Source organism: Lentilactobacillus diolivorans DSM 14421 (assembly GCF_001434255.1).
Taxonomy (GTDB): domain Bacteria; phylum Bacillota; class Bacilli; order Lactobacillales; family Lactobacillaceae; genus Lentilactobacillus; species Lentilactobacillus diolivorans.
Genome location: NZ_AZEY01000093.1, coordinates 935 through 24,178, shown reverse-complemented (window position 1 = coordinate 24,178; position 23,244 = coordinate 935). Strand labels below are relative to the sequence as shown.

The 23,244-nt window shown below is 39.4% G+C and carries 21 protein-coding genes; 19 read left to right on the top strand and 2 right to left on the bottom strand.

The window, feature by feature from the left end; all coding sequences use genetic code 11:
• Positions 1–65 precede the first annotated feature (65 nt).
• From cmk to FC85_RS11505, 5 genes are all read left to right on the top strand, one after another.
• Positions 66–743, top strand: a complete 678-nt coding sequence (gene cmk / locus FC85_RS11525) for a (d)CMP kinase (RefSeq protein WP_057865691.1) — start codon at positions 66–68, stop codon at positions 741–743.
• Positions 744–826: 83 nt separating this feature from the next.
• The gene (rpsA, locus tag FC85_RS11520) at positions 827–2,053 is read left to right on the top strand and encodes a 30S ribosomal protein S1 (protein WP_057865690.1); all 1,227 of its coding nucleotides are present in this window, start codon (positions 827–829) and stop codon (positions 2,051–2,053) included.
• Between the two features lie 160 nt (positions 2,054–2,213).
• Positions 2,214–3,521: a ribosome biogenesis GTPase Der gene (gene der, locus FC85_RS11515; protein ID WP_057865689.1), complete on the top strand. Its 1,308-nt coding sequence runs from the start codon at positions 2,214–2,216 to the stop codon at positions 3,519–3,521.
• A 194-nt stretch (positions 3,522–3,715) separates the two neighbouring features.
• Positions 3,716–4,003, top strand: a complete 288-nt coding sequence (locus FC85_RS11510) for an HU family DNA-binding protein (protein ID WP_225427539.1) — start codon at positions 3,716–3,718, stop codon at positions 4,001–4,003.
• A 67-nt stretch (positions 4,004–4,070) separates the two neighbouring features.
• Positions 4,071–5,327, top strand: a complete 1,257-nt coding sequence (locus tag FC85_RS11505) for a tetratricopeptide repeat protein (protein ID WP_057865687.1) — start codon at positions 4,071–4,073, stop codon at positions 5,325–5,327.
• A 355-nt stretch (positions 5,328–5,682) separates the two neighbouring features.
• Here the strand turns inward: FC85_RS11505 and FC85_RS11500 are convergent, their stop codons facing one another.
• On the bottom strand, positions 5,683–6,576 hold the full coding sequence (locus FC85_RS11500; protein ID WP_057865686.1) for a YitT family protein: 894 nt from the start codon (positions 6,574–6,576) through the stop codon (positions 5,683–5,685).
• Positions 6,577–6,716: 140 nt separating this feature from the next.
• Between FC85_RS11500 and FC85_RS11495 the strand changes: the two genes are divergently transcribed.
• The 13 genes from FC85_RS11495 (at position 6,717) to FC85_RS11435 (ending at position 20,790) form a co-directional block, all read left to right on the top strand.
• Positions 6,717–7,916, top strand: a complete 1,200-nt coding sequence (locus FC85_RS11495) for a CCA tRNA nucleotidyltransferase (RefSeq protein ID WP_371862933.1) — start codon at positions 6,717–6,719, stop codon at positions 7,914–7,916.
• A 14-nt stretch (positions 7,917–7,930) separates the two neighbouring features.
• Entirely contained in the window at positions 7,931–9,844 is a 1,914-nt protein-coding gene (locus FC85_RS11490; RefSeq protein WP_057865684.1) for an ABC-F family ATP-binding cassette domain-containing protein, read from the top strand.
• Between the two features lie 23 nt (positions 9,845–9,867).
• Positions 9,868–10,818 (top strand): thymidylate synthase, encoded by a 951-nt coding sequence (locus tag FC85_RS11485; protein ID WP_057865683.1) that lies wholly within the window; start codon positions 9,868–9,870, stop codon positions 10,816–10,818.
• 16 nt (positions 10,819–10,834) lie between these two features.
• Positions 10,835–11,323: a dihydrofolate reductase gene (locus FC85_RS11480; protein WP_057865682.1), complete on the top strand. Its 489-nt coding sequence runs from the start codon at positions 10,835–10,837 to the stop codon at positions 11,321–11,323.
• Positions 11,324–11,414: 91 nt separating this feature from the next.
• On the top strand, positions 11,415–12,263 hold the full coding sequence (locus FC85_RS11475) for a DegV family protein (protein WP_057865681.1): 849 nt from the start codon (positions 11,415–11,417) through the stop codon (positions 12,261–12,263).
• A 376-nt stretch (positions 12,264–12,639) separates the two neighbouring features.
• Entirely contained in the window at positions 12,640–13,548 is a 909-nt protein-coding gene (locus FC85_RS11470; RefSeq protein WP_225427540.1) for a GDSL-type esterase/lipase family protein, read from the top strand.
• Between the two features lie 4 nt (positions 13,549–13,552).
• Positions 13,553–14,170 carry a YpmS family protein gene (locus FC85_RS11465; RefSeq protein WP_057865679.1) on the top strand — a complete coding sequence of 206 codons (618 nt, stop codon included), beginning with the start codon at positions 13,553–13,555 and terminating at the stop codon, positions 14,168–14,170.
• The gene (locus tag FC85_RS11460) at positions 14,170–14,388 is read left to right on the top strand and encodes a YozE family protein (protein WP_057865678.1); all 219 of its coding nucleotides are present in this window, start codon (positions 14,170–14,172) and stop codon (positions 14,386–14,388) included. Before FC85_RS11465 ends, FC85_RS11460 begins: the two co-directional genes overlap by 1 nt.
• Positions 14,389–14,399: 11 nt before the next feature.
• Positions 14,400–15,248: a ribosome biogenesis GTPase YlqF gene (ylqF, locus tag FC85_RS11455; protein ID WP_057865677.1), complete on the top strand. Its 849-nt coding sequence runs from the start codon at positions 14,400–14,402 to the stop codon at positions 15,246–15,248.
• Positions 15,249–15,256: 8 nt separating this feature from the next.
• Positions 15,257–16,024 carry a ribonuclease HII gene (locus FC85_RS11450; RefSeq protein ID WP_057865676.1) on the top strand — a complete coding sequence of 256 codons (768 nt, stop codon included), beginning with the start codon at positions 15,257–15,259 and terminating at the stop codon, positions 16,022–16,024.
• Positions 16,025–16,071: 47 nt separating this feature from the next.
• Positions 16,072–16,947 (top strand): DNA-processing protein DprA, encoded by an 876-nt coding sequence (gene dprA, locus FC85_RS11445; protein WP_057865675.1) that lies wholly within the window; start codon positions 16,072–16,074, stop codon positions 16,945–16,947.
• Between the two features lie 105 nt (positions 16,948–17,052).
• Positions 17,053–19,167, top strand: coding sequence for a type I DNA topoisomerase (topA, locus tag FC85_RS11440; RefSeq protein ID WP_057865674.1), 2,115 nt, complete (start codon positions 17,053–17,055; stop codon positions 19,165–19,167).
• 201 nt (positions 19,168–19,368) lie between these two features.
• A complete protein-coding gene (locus tag FC85_RS11435) occupies positions 19,369–20,790 on the top strand; it encodes a C69 family dipeptidase (protein ID WP_057865673.1) in 1,422 nt (473 codons plus the stop codon).
• A gap of 117 nt (positions 20,791–20,907) precedes the next feature.
• On the opposite strand, the gene FC85_RS11430 is transcribed toward FC85_RS11435, so the two are convergent.
• Positions 20,908–22,341: a C69 family dipeptidase gene (locus FC85_RS11430; RefSeq protein WP_057865672.1), complete on the bottom strand. Its 1,434-nt coding sequence runs from the start codon at positions 22,339–22,341 to the stop codon at positions 20,908–20,910.
• Between the two features lie 176 nt (positions 22,342–22,517).
• Here FC85_RS11430 and FC85_RS11425 point away from each other — a divergent pair, with 176 nt between their 5' ends.
• Positions 22,518–22,706: a 2-hydroxymuconate tautomerase gene (locus tag FC85_RS11425; protein ID WP_057865671.1), complete on the top strand. Its 189-nt coding sequence runs from the start codon at positions 22,518–22,520 to the stop codon at positions 22,704–22,706.
• The last annotated feature ends 538 nt before the right edge of the window (positions 22,707–23,244 follow it).

The window sequence follows — 23,244 nt, the reverse complement described above, 5'->3', positions numbered from 1 at the left end:
GATTGGGTAAAGACAATGGTTGTCCCTCTTCAGCCCAAAAATAATTTCAGGTTAGGAATGTAAGCATGCGAAAAAATGGATTACAAGTAGCAATCGACGGACCGGCTTCGGCTGGTAAAAGCACGGTAGCTAAATTAGTCGCCAAACAATTTAACTATGTTTATTGCGATACGGGCGCCATGTATCGTGCAATTACACTAAAAGCGCTCCAAGCGGGGGTTTCATTGGATAATGTTGATGAGATCTCAAAAATTGTAAAATCATCAAAAATTACTTTTGCTCCCAGCAATGACGGGCAAAGGGTTTTTATTGACGGTGATGAAATTACTCAAGAAATTCGGCAGGAAGACGTCACTAATTCTGTATCGGCAGTGGCAGCAATTGCAGACGTTCGAAAAGAACTCAGTGATCAACAAAAACAAATCGCACTCAATGGTGGCATTGTAATGGATGGTCGAGATATCGGTAGCACGGTATTGCCGGATGCTGAAGTTAAAATTTTCCTAGTCGCAAGTGTTGAAGAACGAGCTCAAAGGCGGTATAAAGAAAATATTCAAAAGGGAATCAACACACCCCTGGATGAATTACAACTCGAAATCGAAGCAAGAGATTATAAAGACTCCCATCGAAAAATTTCTCCTTTGACGAAAGCTAAAGATGCAATTGAAATTGATACAACATCGCTTTCAATTGAAGAAGTCGTGTCTGAAATTGCAAAAGTTGTAAAAAATAAGCTTAATTAACAACTAATTGATCAATTAACTGGTAATATCAGTGAATTTAAGATAAAATTATGATTAGAGTTGTTTCAAGGAGGAATTGTTTGATGAGTGAAAATGCAAATAATGATAAAAATGATTTACTTAACGCTTTAAACAGCGTTAACGAAGTAAAAGTTGGTGACGTTGTCACTGGTGAAGTTCTTGCTAAAGATGATAACCAACAATTAATTGTTGGAATTGAAGGATCCGGTGTTGAAGGAGTTGTTCCACAACGTGAACTCGCATCTTCACAAAACGTTGATGATATCAAGCAAGGCGACAAGCTTAAATTAGTTGTTACCTCAAGAATTGGTAGCGACAAAGAGGGTGGAAGCTTCTTACTTTCATCACGTCGATTAGAAGCCCGCAAAGTATGGGATGAATTAGCTGAAAAGTCTAAGAATGACGAAACGATTACTGCCAAAGTTAGCCAAGCCGTTAAAGGTGGATTGGTTGTTGACGCGGGTGTTCGTGGCTTTATTCCTGCTTCAATGATTTCTGATCACTATGTTGACGATCTTAATCAGTTTAAAGGTCAGGAACTTGAGTTAAAAGTTATCGAAATTGATCCAGTTGAAAACCGATTAATTCTTTCTCACAAGGCAATTGTTCAAGCTGAAAAAGCTGAAGAGCGTGAAAAACTCATGGAAACTCTTCACGAAGGTGATGTGGTTGAAGGGACAGTTGCTCGTCTAACTAGTTTTGGTGCCTTTGTTGACCTTGGTGGTATGGACGGACTAGTTCATGTTTCTCAAATTGCTTACGAGCGAGTTGACAAACCATCTGATGTATTGAAAGTTGGCCAAAAGGTTAAGGTTAAGGTATTATCAGTTGATTTTGATCGTAACCGAATTTCACTTTCAATTAAACAAACTCTTCCTGAACCTTGGGATGGTATCGAAGAAAAAGCACCAGCCGGCAGTACACTTGAAGGAACTGTTAAGCGTTTAGTTGATTTCGGTGCCTTTGTGGAAGTATTCCCTGGTGTCGAAGGTTTAGTTCACATTTCACAAATTTCTCACGAGCACATTGCAACGCCTGGTGATGTCCTAAAGGTTGGTCAAGTGATTAAGGTGAAAGTCTTAGATGTTGATCCAGACAGAAAACGTTTGGCATTATCGATTAAGGCATTGACGGATGCACCTAAGGACGAACAACAACCTGCTAAGCGTTCTGAACATCGTCCATCACGTAATAACCATGCTTCAAATAATAACGCACCTGAGGAAGAAACTGGATTTACTTTAGGTGATATTGTCGGTGATGAATTAAAGAATCCTGACAAGAAGTAAACTAATAAGATTAAGAGGCCGGGACAAAAGTAATTTTGCCTCAGCTTCTTTTTTTAATGGGTCATCATTCTAATTCAAAGGATGAAGCAAAATTGCTTGATTTTTTTAACTAAATGGTCTTAATTTATTTGCTTGAAACTTAATAAAAGGAGGGATTTAAATGGCACTGCCTACTGTTGCATTTATTGGTCGTCCCAATGTTGGTAAGTCAACAATCTTTAATAGAATTGCCGGTGATCGAATATCGATTGTTGAAGATACACCTGGCGTTACTCGGGATCGAATCTATTCACATGGCGAATGGCTGTCAACAAAATTTGCCATGATTGATACAGGGGGAATTCAGATTAGTGATGCCCCATTCAGTACTCAGATTAAAAACCAAGCCGAAATTGCCATTGACGAAGCAGACGTGATTGTTTTCATCGTTAGTGGGAAAGAGGGGGTTACTGATGACGACGAACAAGTCACTAAAATTTTATATCGAAGCGATAAACCGGTTGTTTTAGCAGTCAATAAAGTTGATAATCCTGAAAGCCGAGAAGACATCTATGACTTTTATTCACTTGGTTTTGGTGATCCAATGCCTATTTCCGGCGTTCATGGACTAGGCCTAGGGGACCTACTTGATAAAGTTGTTGAAAAATTCCCTAAAACCGATGAAAAGGCGCCCAACGATGATATTCGTTTTAGCATTATTGGCCGTCCCAACGTTGGTAAGTCTTCACTTGTTAACGCAATTCTTGGCGAAGACCGGGTCATTGTTTCGGATATTGCAGGAACCACACGGGATGCAATTGATACTCGCTTTGAGTCTGATGGCATCAAATTTACAATGGTTGACACTGCTGGAATTCGAAAACGCGGTAAGGTCTACGAAAATACTGAACGCTATTCAGTTATGCGAGCCATGAAGGCAATCGATCAAAGCGACGTCATCCTCTTTGTAATGAACGCTGAGGAAGGCATTCGCGAACAGGACAAAAAAGTGGCGGGGTATGCCCATGAAGCAGGGAAAGCAATTATCACTGTTGTTAACAAGTGGGATACATTAAAAAAGACAAACCATACTCAGCAGGACTTTGAAACATTAATTCGTAACGAATTTCAGTATATGGCATATTCGCCTATTATCTTTGTTTCAGCTGTAACTAAACAACGAATTGAAAAGCTACCGGAATTAATTAAACGAGTCTACGACAATCACGAAAAGCGGGTCCAGTCTTCCGCTCTTAATGATGTGATTATGGATGCCGTTGCCATTCATCCAACCCCGACGGTCAATGGTAAACGACTTCGAATTTATTATGCAACTCAGGTTGTTTCCGGGCCACCAACATTTGTCGTGTTTGTGAATAATCCGGATTTAATGCATTTCTCGTATGTTAGATTCTTGGAAAATCAAATTCGTGATAATTTTGATTTCATGGGAACCCCTATCAGAATCATCAAACGAAGCAGAAAGTAACGTTTTTTTAATCAATTTCACAAAGAATTGGAAAAAACAGTTGTTTAACCATGAAAATTGGATAAAAACATTGCAATGACGGGATTCTTATGCTATCTTTGAACAAGAAATGATGCGAAAAACGCTTCATTTTAACAACTCTGATTCCGTTGAATCCAGATTGTAATGTTTTACATACCTATTCTTTAAGGGAGGTGAATACACTCATGGCAAATAAAGCAGAATTAGTAAGCAACGTTGCTTCAGCAACCGGCTTGACTAAAAAAGATGCTACAGCAGCTGTGGATGCAGTATTTGAATCAATCCAAGCTAGTTTAGCAAAAGGTGACAAAGTTCAATTGATTGGTTTCGGTAACTTTGAAGTACGTCAACGTGCCGCTCGTAAGGGCCGTAACCCACAAACAGGTCAAGAAATTCAAATTCCAGCAAGCAAGGTACCAGCTTTCAAACCTGGTAAGGCGCTCAAGGATGCTGTTAAATAGTATTCATCTGTTAAGCCAGAACGGCATTTGTCGGGCTGGCTTTTTTATATACTCTGGAGGAAATGATATGAGTTATTCACAAACCGCATTGGACGAACTTGAAGGCGGCCAATTAGATGCTTTTAAAAAATCATTTAAACAGGCACTAAATAACGATTCTGATGATTTATTGTATTCATTAGCCGAAGAATTATATTCGCTCGGATTTTCTAGTTATTCAGAAACAATCTATCAACAATTATCCAAAAAATACCCAAACGATGATGGCCTAAAAATAAATTTAGCAGAATTGGCCATTGATGCTGACAAAGATGATCAAGCACTTAACTATCTATCCCAAGTTTCTCAACAATCACCTGAATATGTCCGTTCTTTGATGGTTGCAGCCGATTTATACCAGACACAGGGTCTATTTGAAATTAGTGAACAAAAGCTCTTAGAAGCTCAAAATTTGGCACCTGACGAACCGGTTATTGAATTTGCAATTGCGGAATTCTATTTCACAACGCGCCATTATCGAAAAGCAATTAATAACTATCTGGATTTGATTAAATCCGGAACACTGGAAATGTCCTCGGTTAACTTGGTTGAACGGTTGGGTGTCTCTTACGCAGAAATCGGTAAGTTTGAACAGGCACTAGGTTACTTGGAACAGATTAAGCCCGTGCACATGAACAGTGATGTGAAATTTGAATTAGCGTTTACTTACTTTAGTTTAAAAAATTATCAAAAAGCAATTGAAACCTTTGAAGATTTACGTGATAGTGATCCCCAATATAGTTCTTTATATCCATATCTGGCAGATTCACTGGTTAACCAAAAACGAGTTGATGAAGCCTTGAAGGTAATTCAAGAAGGAATTTCAATTGATCAATTCAATGAAAAAATTTGGCAAAAAGCTGGTCAAATCGCGTTAATGGCGGGAGAGGATGAATTGTCGTTGCACTATCTCAAAAAAGGCCAAGAAATCGCTCCTGACGACATGGAGATACTAACATTACTATCTGATTGGTATGTCTCCCATCAGCGTCACAGCGACAATTTAAAGCTATTAGAGCCCATTTTGGCCGATCATGTCTTTGATGCTCATCTAGCCTATAACCTGGCCTTGTCGTACCAGGCAACAGGGAACGTTAAAAAAGCCGCCGAAAATTATGAAATCGCCAATCATGAATTAGCTGACAATCCTGATTTTCTAAAACATGCTGCTTTATTTTATCGCCAAACAGGAGAGGTCGATCAAGAACGGGATTACTTAAAAAAGTACCTCGCTTTAGTCCCTGGAGATATGGAAATGGCTTCATTATACGAAGAGGATCTATAAGACACGCCTGCTTTTGTTTATTAGAACAAAAGATATTGATTTAATCAAAAAAATCAGGTATTTAAACCAATGAAGATTATTAGCGAATATTTGGGCTTCTGAGTCGTTATCAATACAGAACACCAGAGTGAGACAAAAGGCGGTTAATTTGGATTATCCGGATATGCTTCAGATGGAATAGTAGGATAATTCAGTTGCATGGCAGGAAATCGCCTTTTGATGTCTCACACCTTTGCTTGATAATAATCGTGATTACACAACACGGGATTGGACAAAAGTGATTTTGTCCAATCCCGTGTTTTTTCGATATTTAACTAGGTTACGAATTTTTGACTATTGATAGTTTGACAAAATTTTACTTTAACAGCTTAAACTTTTTCGGCCGTTTGTAAGAGAATCCCTCACCAATTGCTTCATTTACGTCTAAAATCGAAATAAAAGCCGCTTTATCAATTTTTTCAACCAATTGTTTTAGCGAATGCAACTCGCTGGGAGAAACAACGCAGTAAACAATTTGCTTGGATTCATGGGAATAACCACCCTCGGCATTGATGAACGTCACGCCACGACTTAATTGTTCCTGAATCGCTTCAGAAATGGTCTGCGACTGATCGCTGATAATCAAAATGCCACGAGCCGTATAGGCACCTTGCTGGGTAAAATTAACTAATAGTGAGAAGATCCAAACATAAATTAACGTATAGGCCATTTGCCGAACATCTAAATAGATCAGTGACGACAGCAAAACAATAACGTCCATTGTTAATAATGTTTGCCCCATCTGAACACCTTTAAACCGTTCAAAGAGTCGAGCAACGATGTCAACTCCGCCCGTTGTCCCGCCAAAGCGGTAAACAATCCCACAGCCGAAGCCGCCAAACAGGCCGGCACCGATTGCCGCAAGTAATAAATCGTGCTGAATATTAATTACAATTGGTACCCGTTGCCAAATCCATAGAAAAATTGAAAGGACAATTGTGCCATAAGGCGTGTAGATCATATCTTTTTTGCCTAAGAATCGATAGCCGATTGCAAATAATGGAATATTTACCAAAATTGTTGAATAAGCAGGATCAATGTGAAAAACCGCCCTTAAAATTAGAGTGATCCCAGTAACACCACCATCCGCCAGATGGTTATAAATATTAAAAAAGACAATTCCAAATGAATAAATTGCAGCACCTAACGCAATGACTAATAAGTCAACAACGGAAATGCCAAGTTGAAAACGACTTTGATTTTTGGCCATTTCAAAACCTCCCAATTTTTTAGAACGACTAACTATAACAATTGTACTTCCAATGTTGCAATCTTTTCGCCATTCTTTTTAATGATCACTAATTCTGTTAGAATTATGGAGTGAGAATAAATAATTGGATGGCGATGATTGTGCGAATATTAAAGATTCCCAATGAATTTAAAGAGGCTTTACCAATTCTCCGAAAAATTGAGAGAGCGGGGTATGAAGCTTATTTTGTCGGCGGTTCGGTGCGAGACACTATTTTGCATCGACCCATTCATGATGTTGATATTGCAACGAGTGCTTACCCCAGTGAAGTCAAATCTCTTTTCAGAAGAACAGTGGATACTGGAATTGAACATGGAACGGTTATGATTCTCGATCACGGTAATGGCTACGAGGTCACAACTTTTCGAACAGAATCCGGTTATCAGGATTACCGTCGACCCGACAAAGTCTTTTTTGTCCGTTCTTTAAAGGAGGACTTAAAGCGTCGCGACTTTACCATTAATGCGCTCGCACTCAGTGAAAGTGGCGAAGTAACCGATCTTTTTGGCGGTTTAGCTGACATGAAGCAGCATATTATTCGGGCCGTAGGGGACCCTAATGAACGCTTTAATGAAGATGCATTGAGGATGATGCGGGCGGTTCGTTTTGCCAGTCAGCTTGATTTTAAAATTGAACAGGCCACATTAGCCGGCATCGCCAGACACAGCCAGTTGCTTGAAAAGATTGCTGTTGAGCGAAGCCATACTGAATTTGTCAAAATGATGTTGGGCGTGGATGCTGAAAACGGATTGAACATCATGTTGCAGACCAAGCTTTACCAACATGTACCGGTATTTGGTGATCACTTTAAAGAACTGCAACAAATTGTTGACACGAAGTTTGATCTAGTCAATGAAACTCAAGTTTGGTCATTAATCTGTTATCAATTTGGTTTCTCACGTCAGCAGATTACCCACTTTCTCAAACGATGGAAGACTGCCAACAAAATAATCAATGATGTTATACTAACTACTGATCTCCGATTCAGGATTGCCGCTAATCGAGTAGATAATTGGTTGTTGTATCAGGCCGGCAGACAAAATGTGGTCAATGCAATAACAATTCTCGGCAAACCAAATCATACTGAAAGCCAGGAATTATTGCAAAAATATGATAATCTTACTATCACAAATAAAAAACAGCTTAAAATAACTGGTGGCGATTTAATTAAGCGCGGCATTCTCAAACCGGGACCAACAGTTGGTCAAACGCTAAATTACTTAGAGCGGGCAGTCGTTTCCAATCAAATTGGAAATACCCCTCAAGAACTGATTAAAGCAACCTTGAATTTTATTAAATGAGGACTGGTAAATTAATGGAGACTATGCGAGTAGAAGGACTAACAAAGACGTACGGCGAAAAGACGCTCTTTGATCACCTTGATTTTATGATAAATGAACACGACCGAATTGGGTTAATTGGGACAAACGGAACTGGAAAAACATCGCTCCTAAACGCCATTTCTGGTTTAGATCATGACTCTACTGGTAACATTATTACGTCAAAATCTTATACAATCGGCTATTTAACCCAAGATCCAGAACTAGACGAAAATCTGTCGATCATGGACGCCGTTTTTTCAGGTTCCCAACAGGTTTACCAAATCATTCGAAATTATGAAGCGGCACTCAAAGCATACTCTGATCACCCAGAAGATGCCCAGGCGCTTAAAAGATATACTAAGGCCGAGGCGCGAATGAACGAAGAAGATGCTTGGAATGCGCAAAATGATGTCAAAACAATTTTAACCCAGGTCAAGATTGATGACTACAATCAAAAGATTGCCGACCTTTCGGGTGGTCAAAGACGCCGGGTCGGCTTGGCACAGGTCTTAATTCAATCGCCCAATCTACTTCTCCTGGATGAGCCGACCAATCATTTGGACTTTGACTCGATTGACTGGTTGGAAAATTATTTGGCTGGTTATAAGGGATCACTAATTGTTGTGACTCATGATCGTTATTTTTTGGATCAGGTTGCCAATAAGATTTGGGAACTATCATTTGGAAAACTTTATCAATATGATGGAAATTATCAAGATTACGTCGCAAAAAAGGCAACCCGGGTTCAGGGAGAAGTTGATGCCCAGCACAAAACACAACAATTATACAAATCTGAGTTAGCTTGGATGAAAGCCGGGGCCAAGGCTCGTTCGACGAAACAACAAGCTCGAATTAATCGATTTGATGAACTAAAGAAAAATGTTAACACGCTTCAAATGGATCAGGATGTTGATATTTCACTGGGGCAGACTCGTCTGGGTAAGGAAGTTCTAACCATGAAGGATGCTAATTTGGCAATCGCCGGCAAAACTATTTTGAAGAACTTCAATATCCTAGTCCAACCAAATGAACGGATCGGAATCAGCGGTGAAAATGGGGCTGGTAAAACCAGTTTGCTAAACGTGATTGCTGGCCGTAGACACTTGGATTCCGGGATTATCAAGATTGGCGAAACCGTCAAAATGGCTTACTATACCCAATTAACTGAACCAATCCCAGAAGATAAACGAATCATTAGTTATCTGAGTGAAATTGGGCAACAAGTTACTGACAAAAATGGGCAAAAAATCAGTGTCGCTGATCTTCTCGAACAATTCCTGTTTCCTAGATTTATGCACGGAACATTAATTCGTAAACTTTCCGGTGGTGAAAAACGCCGACTTTACTTATTAAAATTATTGATGCAACAACCAAATGTTTTATTGTTGGATGAGCCCACCAACGACCTTGATATTGCAACATTAACGGTTCTGGAAGACTATATTTCTAAATTCCAAGGCACTGTAATCACCGTTTCTCATGATCGATACTTTTTGGATAAAGTAGCTGATCGGCTCCTCATTTTTAAAGGCAACGGGGTGATTGAAACTCATCGGGGTCGATTTACCGATTATTGGGCTGCCACAAAAGAGCAAGCGAAAAAGGAACAAACCACTGATACTAATCACGCTAGGCAGAGCACTCAAAAACAAAATCAGTCCAAGTCGGAAACAACCTCAGATCAAAAGAAGAAAAAGCTCACTTATGCTGAACAATTAGAGTATGATCACATCGAAGACGACATTGATAAGTTAGAGGATCAGAAGTCAACAATCAGCCAACAAATGCAATCGAATGGTAGTGACTATGACAAACTGGCTGATCTTCAAGAGCAAAAGGACCAATTAGATCATCAAATTGATAAAAAAATGAAACGTTGGGAATATCTGAGCGATTATGCGGAATAATTGTCATTAAAAGGAGAATTGTCATGTTAGAAGACGCCTACTTAAATTTGGAAAAGTTTGTTTTAAAGAATGGCCATCATAAAGCTGACCGGACACACACTGGGACATTAAGTACTTTTGGTTACCAAATGAGGTTTGATTTATCAAAAGGGTTCCCGTTACTAACCACGAAGAAAGTGCCTTTCGGTTTAATTAAGAGTGAATTACTATGGTTTTTACGAGGAGATACCAATATTCAATTCCTGCTCAAACATAAAAATCATATTTGGGATGAATGGGCTTTTGAAAAATTCGTTAATTCGGCTGACTATCATGGGCCAAATATGACCAATTTTTCGCATCGTGCGCAAACAGATCCAGATTTCAACGATATTTACCAAACTCAAAAACGGCTATTCTGTCAACGCGTTCTGGAAGATGATGCTTTTGCCAAAATCTATGGTGATCTTGGGCTTGTTTATGGCAGTCAATGGCGAGCTTGGAAAACATCAACGGGTGACACCATTGATCAAATCAAGAACGTCATTGAAATGATTAAAACTCATCCGGACTCTCGAAGACTCATCGTTTCAGCTTGGAATCCCGAGGACATCCCTTCAATGGCACTACCACCCTGTCACACAATGTTTCAATTCTACGTTGCCGACGGTAAATTAAGTTGTCAACTATATCAGCGTTCAGGCGATATTTTTTTAGGTGTCCCGTTCAACATTGCAAGTTACGCGTTACTAACTTCTTTAGTTGCCAGGGAATGTGGCCTTCAAGTAGGTGATTTTGTCCACACTTTGGGAGACGCCCACATCTACTCTAATCATATTGATCAGGTCAAAGAACAACTTTCTCGGACACCGCGGCCGGCTCCACAGCTGTGGTTAAATCCAGATAAGAAACAGTTATCTGATTTCGATATGACTGATATTAAAGTAAAGAACTATGATCCATATCCAGCGATCAAAGCACCGGTTGCTGTTTAAAAGAGGAGGGTAAACAGTGATTTCTTTTATTTGGGCCGAAGATGAAAACGGCGTGATTGGATCATCAGGTAAACTACCATGGCATTTGCCGGAAGATATGAAATATTTTCGACAAACGACAATGGGACATGCAATCGTGTCGGGATCACGAACCTTCCGTAGTTATAATCGTGCACTTCCGGGCAGAGAAAATATTGTTTTATCGTCTAAAGATGATTTTCCGGACGGCGTTGTCGTTATTCATTCAGTTAAAGAATTATGCCAACTGGTGAAGCAGCATCCGGATAAGAATTATTTTGTAACCGGCGGTGCGAATCTTTTTTCTCAACTACGAAATCAAGTAGATCGTTTGTATCGAACGAAAATTCACCATACTTTTAAAGGTGACACCGTGATGCCGACAATTGACTACCGGAAATTTTCAAAAATTCAATCAATTATAGGCGTTGTCGACCAAAAAAATAAATATCCACATACTTTTGAAGTCTATCAAAAGACCGTTTAGCTAATGGTCTGAATTTTGCGAATCAATCAACAAGTTTGTTATAATGTGATCTGATTTACAAATTAATTTATTAAAGAAACGAGTGGCGTACATGGCAAATGTAAAGGTTGTGACAGATTCATCAGTTCAACTCACAGACGATGAAATCAAACAATATAATATTACAGTTGTACCTTTAACCGTCATGATTGACGGAACGGTTTATGTTGAACGGGAGACAATTAATAATGAACAATTTGTTCCTAAAATGTTGGCTTCCAAGGATCTACCCAAAACTAGCCAACCCCCAGTAGGTAAGTTTGTTGAAGCATTTGACGAACTTGGAAAAGACGGTAGTCAGGTTCTGTGTATTGATATGCTTGAAGCCATCAGTGGAACAGTTCACGCGGCAGAACAAGCAGCCACACTTAGTAAAAGTGACGTTACGGTTATTGATAGTCAAAGTACTGATCGTGGTCTCGGCTTTCAAGTTCTTGAGGCCGCAAAATTAGCGCAAGAGGGTGCTGACTTGGCTACCATTCTTGACAAGATTGCCAAAGTTCGCAATAATACACGATTGTATCTTTGCGTGATGACGCTTGATAATATCGTTAAGGGTGGCAGGCTTCATCCAATCGCTGGTGCAATTACTAATTTCCTAAACATTAAGTTGGGCTTACAGGTAACCGGTGGTAAATTAAAAGTCGTTTCAAAGGGGCGCGGTGATAAGTCCTTGAGAAAGTTCTTTAACGGGATTATTAATGATATGAAAAATACACCTGCGTTAAAAGAAATTGGTATTTCTTACGTAACTGAGACAAGCGTCCTTAAAGAAACGGTTCAAAAACTCAAAACCGACTTTCCGGATGTGCCGTTGTTATATCGAATCACATCTCCCATTATTTCAACCCATACGGGTGAGGGTGCGTTCGCGTTAATTTATTATAGTGATCCAGATTAAGCTAGTATTAAGCATTCAATCATCAATGTTCTCCAAGTGACGTTTAGTGCTGATTCACATTTTCTGATTTATAATATTTGAAACCAAGGAGTGAGGCCGGGACAAGAGCAATTCTGTCTTGGTCTCTTCTTTCATGGATGCGATGATCTTTTTAAATTAACATTCAAAAGCCATTTTTTCTTTAATAGTTGTTCAAAGAAATGATTCGCCGTAGTATAATAAACGTTTAATTCATTGTCATCATTGATATTAATTTAATTGACCAACAATCATTTGGAAGTGAAAAACGATTAAATTAAATAGTCGTTTGGATTGATTTCTCGTTGGACAAATTGTTGTTTTTCTTGAATTTTAAATTGTTAGGAGCGTTATAAGATTGGCAAAAGTCACAAAGAAGCATCGACTGCGATCGTTTTTTATTGGACTTATCGGAACTGTAATTGTCATTTTAGGGATACTTGTTATATACAACCACTTTCAGAAGACCAGTCGCCCTCAAACAATCAAGTTGACCGCGGTCGGGGATTCCCTTACCCAAGGCGTCGGAGATCCTAAGGGTAAAGGTGGCTACGTAAATTTAATTCGTAAAAAGGTGAATCATCAAAAATCTAATGTAACAATGACAACTGCTAATTTCGGTATTTCCGGAGAAACTACCAATCAAATTAATCACCGGGTTGTGACTTCCAAGCGACTTAAACGGAATTTACGTCAGGCAGATATGATCACGGTGACCACTGGCGGTAATGACTTAATTCAGTTTCTAAAGGCAAATATTTCATTGGGAAATAATCAAGGCTTAAAAGACCATCTTGATAGCTATTGTGTAACATACCAAAAAAGAGTATCCCGATTATTTCGAAGTATTCGTTACTTGAATCATTCCGCGCCAGTGTTCGTTTTTGGTATATACAATCCCGTTTATGTTTATTTCCCCCAAGTCTCGTTCATTGGAACCGCGATCGCTCACAATAATCGGATTACCCAGCAAGTGATTGATCGCCAAAAGAATATGTATTTTATCCCAATTGATAAAAAAATGTCTGACGGCCAATATCAAACCGCAAGTGCTAGAAAACGGTTAAGGCAGAGAGCCGTTATTCATGATGGTAACAATCAGGGAGCTAATGCTGGAATTGAAGGATTACTAAGCAATTCAAAAGCCGAACCTAACGAATACCTTTCAAATACCGATCACTTCCATCCTAATGAAACCGGTTATCAGATTATGACAGACTTGTTGTATCGCGATATGATAAAACATACGAATTGGTTAAAGGAGTAATAATATGAATCAGCCTCAAAGAAAATCACGACCTAGCCGAAATCCTTGGAAAGTGGCATTTTTGTCATTAATTACCCTGATCATAGTAGGGACCCTTGGCTTACTAATCGCAATTCGGCTATCATCCAATGTTGATCAGTCAGTTGACAAGGCCTACGATAATGGAACGACACCAATTTCAGCGGAATTAAATAAAGCACAACTTAATCAACTTTCTAATTATTATTTAAATAAGCTTCAAGCCAACAGCCAGAAAGCCAAGTATCATTTTGAGGTAGCTGACCAGGGAATTGTTTATGGATCCGTTAAATTGTTGGGAACGAATGTTGATTATTCATTATTTTTTGATCCTAAGGTTCTTTCAAACGGAAACATTGAACTTCACGCAACTAAAATGTCGTTGGGAAGATTCCCAGTACCAATCAGCTTTGTATTATACAACGTAAAAAAAGCTTATCATTTACCTAAGTGGGTGCAGCTGATACCAAATAAGAAACTTATCAAACTAGACATTGTTCATATGAATGGACCACAAGGCGTTAACTATCGAGCAAAAACGATCAATATGAGCGGTAAGGGTCAATTTGCCTTTGATATCATCTTGCCAAAGGAGGTTAATTAATGCACAAAAGCTTTTATCAATTTTTAATGACCAAACGAAATCCGGGGAGCTCAGATCCAATCGCAGAATTTGCAAATAACGCTTTCTATGATCAATCATTTCCTAAACAATTAGATGAATTTGATTCAATCTCTAAATATTTAGAAGAGAACGCAGGCTATTTGCCAAGTATGGTCGTTTTTGACGACGTTTGGAAACAGTATCAAGAAGACATGTAGGAGGAATTTTGATGACAGTCACAATTCAATGGTTCCCGGGACATATGGCTAAAGCGATTCGACAATTTGAAGAGAACCTATCATTGGTTGACATTGTCTTTGAAATTGTCGATGCAAGGATTCCATATGCTTCTCAGAATCCAGAAATTAAGCGAATTAGTGGTCAAAAACCACGCTTAATCATTTTAACCAAGCGTGATTTGGCTGATCCCAAACTAACAAACATCTGGTTAAGACATTTTGAAACGCTTCATCAACCGGCAATTGCAATCGACGCGAAAACACGCTTTGACATCAACAACGTTTTATCTGTTATCTCGCCCATTTTAAAGGATAAACTTCAACGCGAGCAAGACAAAGGCATGAAGAAACGGCCAATTCGAGCAATTAGCGTTGGCGTTCCCAATGTTGGAAAATCCACGGTTCTTAACCGGCTTGTTAATCGACGTGCTGCTCAAGTTGGTAATCGGCCAGGGGTCACAAAGGGCCAACAATGGTTAAAAGCAGGTAAGCAGTTGGAACTTCTCGATACGCCGGGAATTTTATGGCCAAAGTTTGAAAGCCAAGAGATCGCGGACAAACTGGCGTTAACCGGTGCAATCAAAGAGAGTGTTTTTGCCAGCGATGATATTGCTTTATTTGGTTTAAATTTTTTTAGAGACACTCATTCTGACGAACTCCAACGGCGTTATCATTTATCAGATTCTGACATGAACTTATCCGACGTTGACTTACTTCTTAAAATCACTCAAAAGATCGGTATGCGTGATGATTATGAACGAGCTTCAAACCGGATTATTCAAGACATCCGTGCCGGTAAATTGGGCGGCTATACCTTGGACATTCCAGAAACGAGGTAGGCACGGCAATGAAGCTGACAATTAGTGATATCAAGAAAATATTGAAAGAAACGCGATCACTCAACGATCCTTTATTCGCAAAGTTTTCACACGATTCACGCAAAGGTGTTCAGATGGCAATTCAATCAGCCAAAACACGAATCCAAGCTCAACAAAGACGCCTGGCAGCCTTTGAACATCGTTTTAAATATGAACGAGAATTATGGCATAAGGGAATCCACTACATTGCAGGCGTCGATGAAGTTGGTCGTGGACCGCTTGCTGGACCAGTAGTTGCGGCGGCAGCAATTTTACCAAAGGATTTTGACTTAATTGATGTTAACGACTCCAAGCAACTGACACCGGAAAAGCGATTAAGTTTAGCACCTATGATTCGAAAAGAGGCTCTCTGTGTTAGTATTGGGCTTGTCAGTAATGAAAAAATTGATCAGTTTAATATTTATCAGGCAACTCGAATGGCAATGAAACAAGCCATTGAATCTTTATCGCCCAGTCCTGAAGAAATCATCGTTGATGCCATGCAAATTAACGTTCCAATTGATCAGATCAGGCTAATTAAAGGTGACGCCAAGAGTATCAGTGTCTCTGCTGCAAGCGTTGTTGCAAAAGTTTATCGAGATCAGTTAATGGATGACTATGCAAAAATATATCCACAATACGATTTCCACCATAATGCAGGATATAGTACCGCAAAACATCTGGCCGCATTAAAAAAATATGGTCCAACCCCTATTCATCGGCGAAGTTTTTCACCCGTTCAAAAGTTTTTACAATAAAACTTAATATTTTACGTAGATACTCTTAAAAGGATGGAGAACATGATATGCTTTTAAGAGATTTTTTATTGCGATTACATTTGTGCAAAGGGATTGGAATTGTTGGTAAGTATCGGATTTATGAATGGTTAAGTCAATTTCAATTAAAACAAATTTCAGCACCAGCGGTTGAACAGCTGATCAAAGTGGGGCAAATTAAAGCACGAAATGTCACCACCTTTTCCTCAAGTTATATTCAATTAATGAGGAGCTCTAACTTAGTATCTAAAATTATCGGGAATGATCAATGGGTCAGTCTTTGCGATTCGATGTATCCATCGGCCCTAAAGGAATCATATGCTCCGCCAATTATCATGTTTTATCGTGGCAATTTAAGTCTGGCTACGGGTCAATTATTAGGAATTGTCGGTGCCCGTGATGCATCTAAATATTCATTCGAAATATTAAAAAAGTTGATTCCTGGCGAAATTTCCCATAGAATGACAATTGTGTCCGGTTTAGCTAAGGGGGTTGATACCTGGGCACATCAATGTGCAATTGCTAATCAGGGGAAGACAATTGCGGTCATTGGAACCGGCCTAGATATTGCTTATCCAGTCGCTAATAAATATTTACAGGCTCAGATAGGGCGCAATCATTTATTAATTTCAGAGTATCCGTCGGGAACAAAGGGGTTTCGAAACCACTTCCCTGAACGAAATCGAATTATTGCCGGGCTGGTTCAAAGTTTACTGGTTACTGAGGCAAAACATCATTCAGGAAGCTTAATTACCGCAAATTTAGCACTTCAAAATAATCGTAATGTGCTTGCTGTACCGGGCAATATTATTAACGATTTGTCTGTTGGAACGAACGAATTAATCGCAGCTGGTGCAAAGCCGATTTTGTGTTCAAAGGATATTCTTGAGGAGTTCATTAGTTGACACCTGAAAAATCATGCAATATGATGTGGTAGATTTGTGGAATAAAAATTAACAAATAACTAATTATAATATAGTAGCTTTTATAAAGCTTTGAAGGGAGAAAAAATGGCAACTACAACAAAACCAAAAGCTAAAGCCAAGACCAAACGTAAATCACCCAGAAAAAATCTTGTGATCGTCGAGTCTCCTGCTAAAGCAAAAACCATCGAAAAATATTTGGGCCGTTCTTATAAAGTTGTCGCCAGTAAAGGCCATGTCCGCGATTTGCCAAAGAGCAAAATGGGCGTTGATATTGATAACGATTATGAGCCCCATTACATTTCAATTCGTGGTAAAGGTGATACCATCAAGGAATTACGGTCTGCGGCTAAAAAGGCCAAAAAAGTCTATCTGGCAGCCGATCCGGATCGTGAGGGAGAATCAATTGCCTGGCATCTATCCCATATTTTGGATTTAGACCCAAAAGCTGACAACCGAGTTGTCTTTAACGAAATCACTAAGGATGCAGTTAAAGAATCATTTAAACATCCTCGGAATATTGATATGAACTTGGTTGATGCTCAACAAGCTCGGCGAATATTGGATCGACTTGTGGGATATTCAATTTCACCTTTGTTATGGCAAAAAGTAAAAAAGGGATTAAGTGCCGGTCGAGTTCAGTCAATTGCACTCTGGCTGATTATTCAACGTGAAAATGAAATTAATCATTTTAAACCAGTTGAATATTGGTCCATTGATTCCGAATTTAAAAAAGGAACCAGTAAATTTAATGCCAGCTTTTATGGCGTTAACGGAAAAAAGAAGGAGCTGCCGAATAATGAGGCCGTTCAAGAAATCTTAAACCAAATTGATCCTAAGGGCGACTTTGATATTACCAAAGTAACCCGTCGTGAGCGAAAGCGTCAACCGCAACCACCGTTTACAACCAGTACGCTTCAACAAGAAGCCAACCGAAAGCTGAATTATCGGACTCGAAAGACAATGATGGCTGCCCAACAATTATATGAAGGGATCAATATTGGTAAGGAAGGCAGTCAAGGACTGATTACCTACATGCGGACCGATTCAACCCGGATTTCTGTAATTGCCAAGCATGAAGCTTCAAAATTCCTTCATGAAAAATACGGGGCTGAATATGCAGCAACCAAGCCAATTAAGGGCAAGCTACCTGAAGGTGCGCAGGATGCTCATGAGGCGATTCGGCCAACGTCAGTATTTCGGACCCCAGCTAGTCTTAAAAAGTATTTGACCCGTGATCAATTTAGACTCTACCAAATGGTCTGGTCAAGATTTGTTGCGAGTCAAATGACCCCGGCACTTATGGATACGATGGCTGTTACAATTGAACAAAACCACATCATTTTTAAGGCAAACGGTTCCAAAATGAAATTTGACGGATTCTTGAAGATCTACGGTGATAGTAAAGAAAAAGACAATTTACTACCGGATCTTGAAGAAGGCGACCTTGTTAAATTAGTCAAGAATAATCCAGATCAACATTTCACCCAGCCACCAGCTAGATTTAGCGAAGCCACACTCATTAAGGCACTTGAAGAAAATGGTGTTGGTCGACCATCGACGTATTCCCCAACGTTGGAAACCATCCAACGTCGATACTACGTTAAACTGGTTGGCAGACGTTTTGAACCAACTGAACTTGGTGAAATTGTTAATAAGATTATTATTGAATACTTCCCAGATATCGTAAATATTGATTTCACGGCAAATTTGGAAGGTAAATTGGACCAAGTTGAAGCGGGAAAAGAAAACTGGATTAAACTCGTCGATACTTTCTACAAGCCATTCTCAACCGAAGTTGAATCTGCGACCGAAAATATGGAAAAGGTTCAGATTAAAGATGAACCAGCTGGTTTTAATTGTGATATCTGTGGTGCTCCTATGGTCATTAAGATGGGACGATACGGAAAGTTTTATGCTTGTTCTCGATTCCCAGATTGTCGAAATACCAAGGCAATTGTCAAAGAAATCGGTGTTATTTGCCCCAAATGTCATCAAGGCCAAGTCATTGAACGAAAGTCAAAGAAAAACCGACTTTTCTATGGGTGTTCACGATTCCCTGATTGTGATTTTGTTTCATGGGATAAACCGATTGGCAGAAATTGTCCAAAAGATGGTCATTTCTTAGTCGAGAAAAAGGTTAAGGGCGGCACTCAGGTGATTTGTCCAAATGGTGATTATGAAGAACCGGCTCAAAAATAACTTCTTCGATCATGATGTCAAACAAGAAAGCCGAAATAAATAAAACTGTTTTTAAAGGCGTAGAAACCTTGTTATCATTTGGTTTCTACGCTTTTTTTGCTTGAAATCAATGATTGTACCTGATAAACGCTGCTCAAAAATCTGCCGATTGTTGTAAAATCAAATTAAGGTTCATTAAATGATTGTTAGGAGGTTATTGATATGGATTCATCAGAACATAGTAGTTGTACCACCATTTTAGTTGGTAAAAATGCCAGTTATGACGGTTCAACACTGATTGCCAGGAATGAAGATGCCGGCGTTGCGGTTAATCCAAAAAAATTCGTCGTTATGCATCCTGCAGATCAACCACGTAACTATCATGCCAAGGGTAGTCAATTTGCAATTCAGCTACCCGATAATCCACAGCGTTATACGGCCGTCCCGGAAGCAGTGGATCAGAATGGCGTTTGGGGCGAGGCTGGGATTAACGGAAATAACGTTGCTATGAGTGCAACTGAAACAATTACAACCAACTCCAGAGTCCTAGGTGCCGATCCACTGACCAAGAGTGGAGTTGGTGAGGAAGACTTACTGACCGTTACACTGCCATACATTAATTCGGCCAGAGAAGGTGTTCAACGAGTTGCCCAAATTTTAAAGGAACACGGGACTTACGAGTCCAACGGGATTATTTTTTCTGATGTTAATGAGATTTGGTATATGGAAACTGCTGGTGGTCACCACTGGGTTGCCCAACGAATTCCAGATAACGCTTATGTTATTGCACCAAATCAAACAGGAATTCAAGAAGTTGATTTTAATGATCCGGACAATTTCATGTTTCCAGCCGATCTCCGAGACTTTGTTAAAACGAATCATCTTAATCCAGCCAATGACTTTAATTTCCGGAAAATATTTGGCTCAGATTCACAACTTGATCATCACTATAATACACCGCGGGCTTGGTACGGCCAACGTTACTTTAATCCAGAATCCGTTCAGGGCAAGTCCCCAATGAGTAACAATTTGCCCTTCATTTGTCATGCAGATCGTAAAATCACCATTGAAGATATTAAATTTGTCTTGAGTTCTCATTATCAAGATACACCATATGATCCGTTTGCCCCTGGTGTTGATTATGAAAAAACACCTTATCGACCCATTGGTTTTAATCGTAATCAAGAATTATCAATTATGCAGCTCAGACCGTACGTAGCCAAATCGTCTGCAGCTATTCAGTGGCTGGCGTTTGCGGCAAATCCGTATAATATATTGGTGCCATTCTTTACAAACATCGATGAAACACCGGCTGCCTATGGCAACACGACCGGGCTTTTAGATAGTCATAATGCATATTGGTTGAACCGATTGATCTCTTTAATCGCAACTGATCACTATCACAGTTTGATGGATCAAGTAGAAGCATACCAAGAGAAGGAAATGGGCTATGGTCATCAACGCGTTGCTGAAATTGATAAATTAGCAGCCAAGACGTCGCAAGCTGGTTTAATAAAGGTACTAACTGATGAGAATGACAAAACTGCCGATACCGTTATGAAAGATACACAAAAACTGTTAACCAAATTGGTTGCTCAGGCCAGCAACCGTGTTCGTGGTTCGTTTACTCGTGCACATTATTAAAAGAATTTTTAATATCATGATTCATCGCAGCAATTAAATAAAGCATCCAAGTATCTCTTTTGAGATATCTGGATGCTTTATTAAACATAAAATCATTGAACGCTCATTGCTCACCAATCACAAGTTAACGTCCTGTTTAAAATTAATTGGTGAAAAATCAGTCGCCGCTGTCACTAAGCGACTGATCAATTTTTGATAAGCCGTTAACGCAATTCTTGAATTATCGAAATTAACCTTCGTCAAATAATTTTCAAGTTCAACGTTTGATAATTCTTTAGCAACCCGATCCGTCTGCTTAACGAGTTGTTGGAACCTGATTCGAAGCTGTTCCTTGGCTTCGTTTAACTTCGGTCCAAATTCAATATAATGAGGGTCAACCAGTACACCTGCTAGTTTATACGTCCAATATGCTTGGTCAGGCGCGTACTGACCACTTGCATTTTGATAGGCTTGAGGCGTATCTGTTGCGCCAGCATAAAATGGAACAAAGGTACTTTGAGCAGCCACACCCATTGCCAACCACTGAATGCCGGAAGCACCGAGCGGCATAGAAGGCCGAATTTGAAGGATATGAGCCTCTTGGGTCTTGGCTAGACTAATTGGTCGATATCGATGCTTGTCCGCCTCTGATCCCTCACCAATTGGATCGTAAGGGGTACCTTGGTAATGAGAACTCAAGAAGTCTTGGACATCGAAGACACTTAATTTCCGGTTGGCACGATTAAAGAAGGGCATATCTTGATCTACAGGCTCGTACGATTGTTCCGGTGAAAATAATTTCAAACCATACCAAACTCGCGGCGTATTGTAATAAGTGTCAGCTAAAGTAGCCGTTCCAAAAATCTTTCTAAAATTAAAGGTTCGACCGGTCTGATCCGGGTTGAGATGGTTTTCTTGAACAAACTGACGAATATTCGTTGACCACAAGTAATTTTGCGGATCATCAAAGTCAATTTCCTGAATGGCAGTTTGATTGGCAATAACTGCGTAACTATCATCGGGAATTTTGACAGCAACCCAGCGATGCCCACCGGCAGTTTCCATGTACCAAGCTTCGTTTTTATCAGCAAACAAAATGCCGTTTGACTCAAAAGTTCCATAGTGTTCAATGATCGTACCGAGTCGCTTAACGCCGGCACGAGCCGTTTTAACATACGGCAATACAACAGTAATCATAGCTTCTTCGCCAATGCCATCTTTTTCCAACGGGTCGGCTCCCAGTGCCAATTCATTAGTATATGTGCTTTCAGTGGCACTCATTGCAACACCGTATTCGTTAAACCCATTTTCTTCAAATAACCCAAACTTATCGGTCCATTCAGGTGTTGCGGAATAGGATCCCCGAACATGTGGTAAGGGCATCTTAAAACCATTATCAGTTGATGAAAATTGTTGATCATCGTTGAATTCTTGATGGGGGTGAATCACATAGTTTTTTGGCCAAGATGATTTGCTGTCTTCATTTCGGGCAATCATAATTGATCCATCAATACTAGCCTTTTTGCCAATGATCATGCTTGTGCAGGCAGAATAATTTTTAAATGGTATCATTTATTTTTTCTCCTTGATTATTCAAAATTTGATACCGTTAATTGTATCATCTTTTTCTCAAGCGTCGAATGAATAACCCTTATAAATTCCTCGAATTCAGTCTAAAGAAGATTGCGGATTAAATTAAAATAAGGTATACTTTTTCTAATTAAAAAATAATTTAGGAGGTTGAGCTAATGCCAATTGTTGATATCCATTTAATTGCTGGTAGATCTCAAGATCAATTGAAGGGGCTTGTTGAAGACGTTACGGCCGCTGTTGTTAAGAATACTGGAGCGCCTGCAGAACATGTTCACGTTATTTTGAGTGAAATGCAAACTAATCGTTATAGCGTTGGTGGCGTCTTGAAAAGTGACGAAAAATAAATCATTATATTGACTATTTTACGTCTTCCTAGATGACCACTAATAAATATTGCTGAGTGAGACGAAGGGCGGTAGTGCTCTGGAAGTTGCCCTTTATCTCACGTTTTTCTTGATAATAGTTATGATTACAAAAATGGGGCTGGACAAAATCACTTTTTGTCTCAGCTCTTTTTTAGAAGGCTGGGACAATAATCATTTTGACCAGTCTCTGTTGGTATAAACACGATTTCTACCGAACTAAAATGCGGGACAAACGGCAACTTCCGGCCGTGTACCCGGATTATCTAAATATTCAAATTCAGAATATTCGGTTAATCCAATTACTCTCTGGAAGTTAAGCACCTTTTGTCTCGCTCTGATTCCTACGATTAGTCAAGAGTTTAATTGAAGAATTAAATAGCCCACAATTAGTCATGAGAATTGGCAACGGGAATTGTGGCTTAGGTAAGTATAGTCAGCAATTAATGGATTTTTGCGTATACTTAACAGGCCTCACTAAAGCCCGGTTTAAAAAAGGATTGGTGCGGTATATACTTAA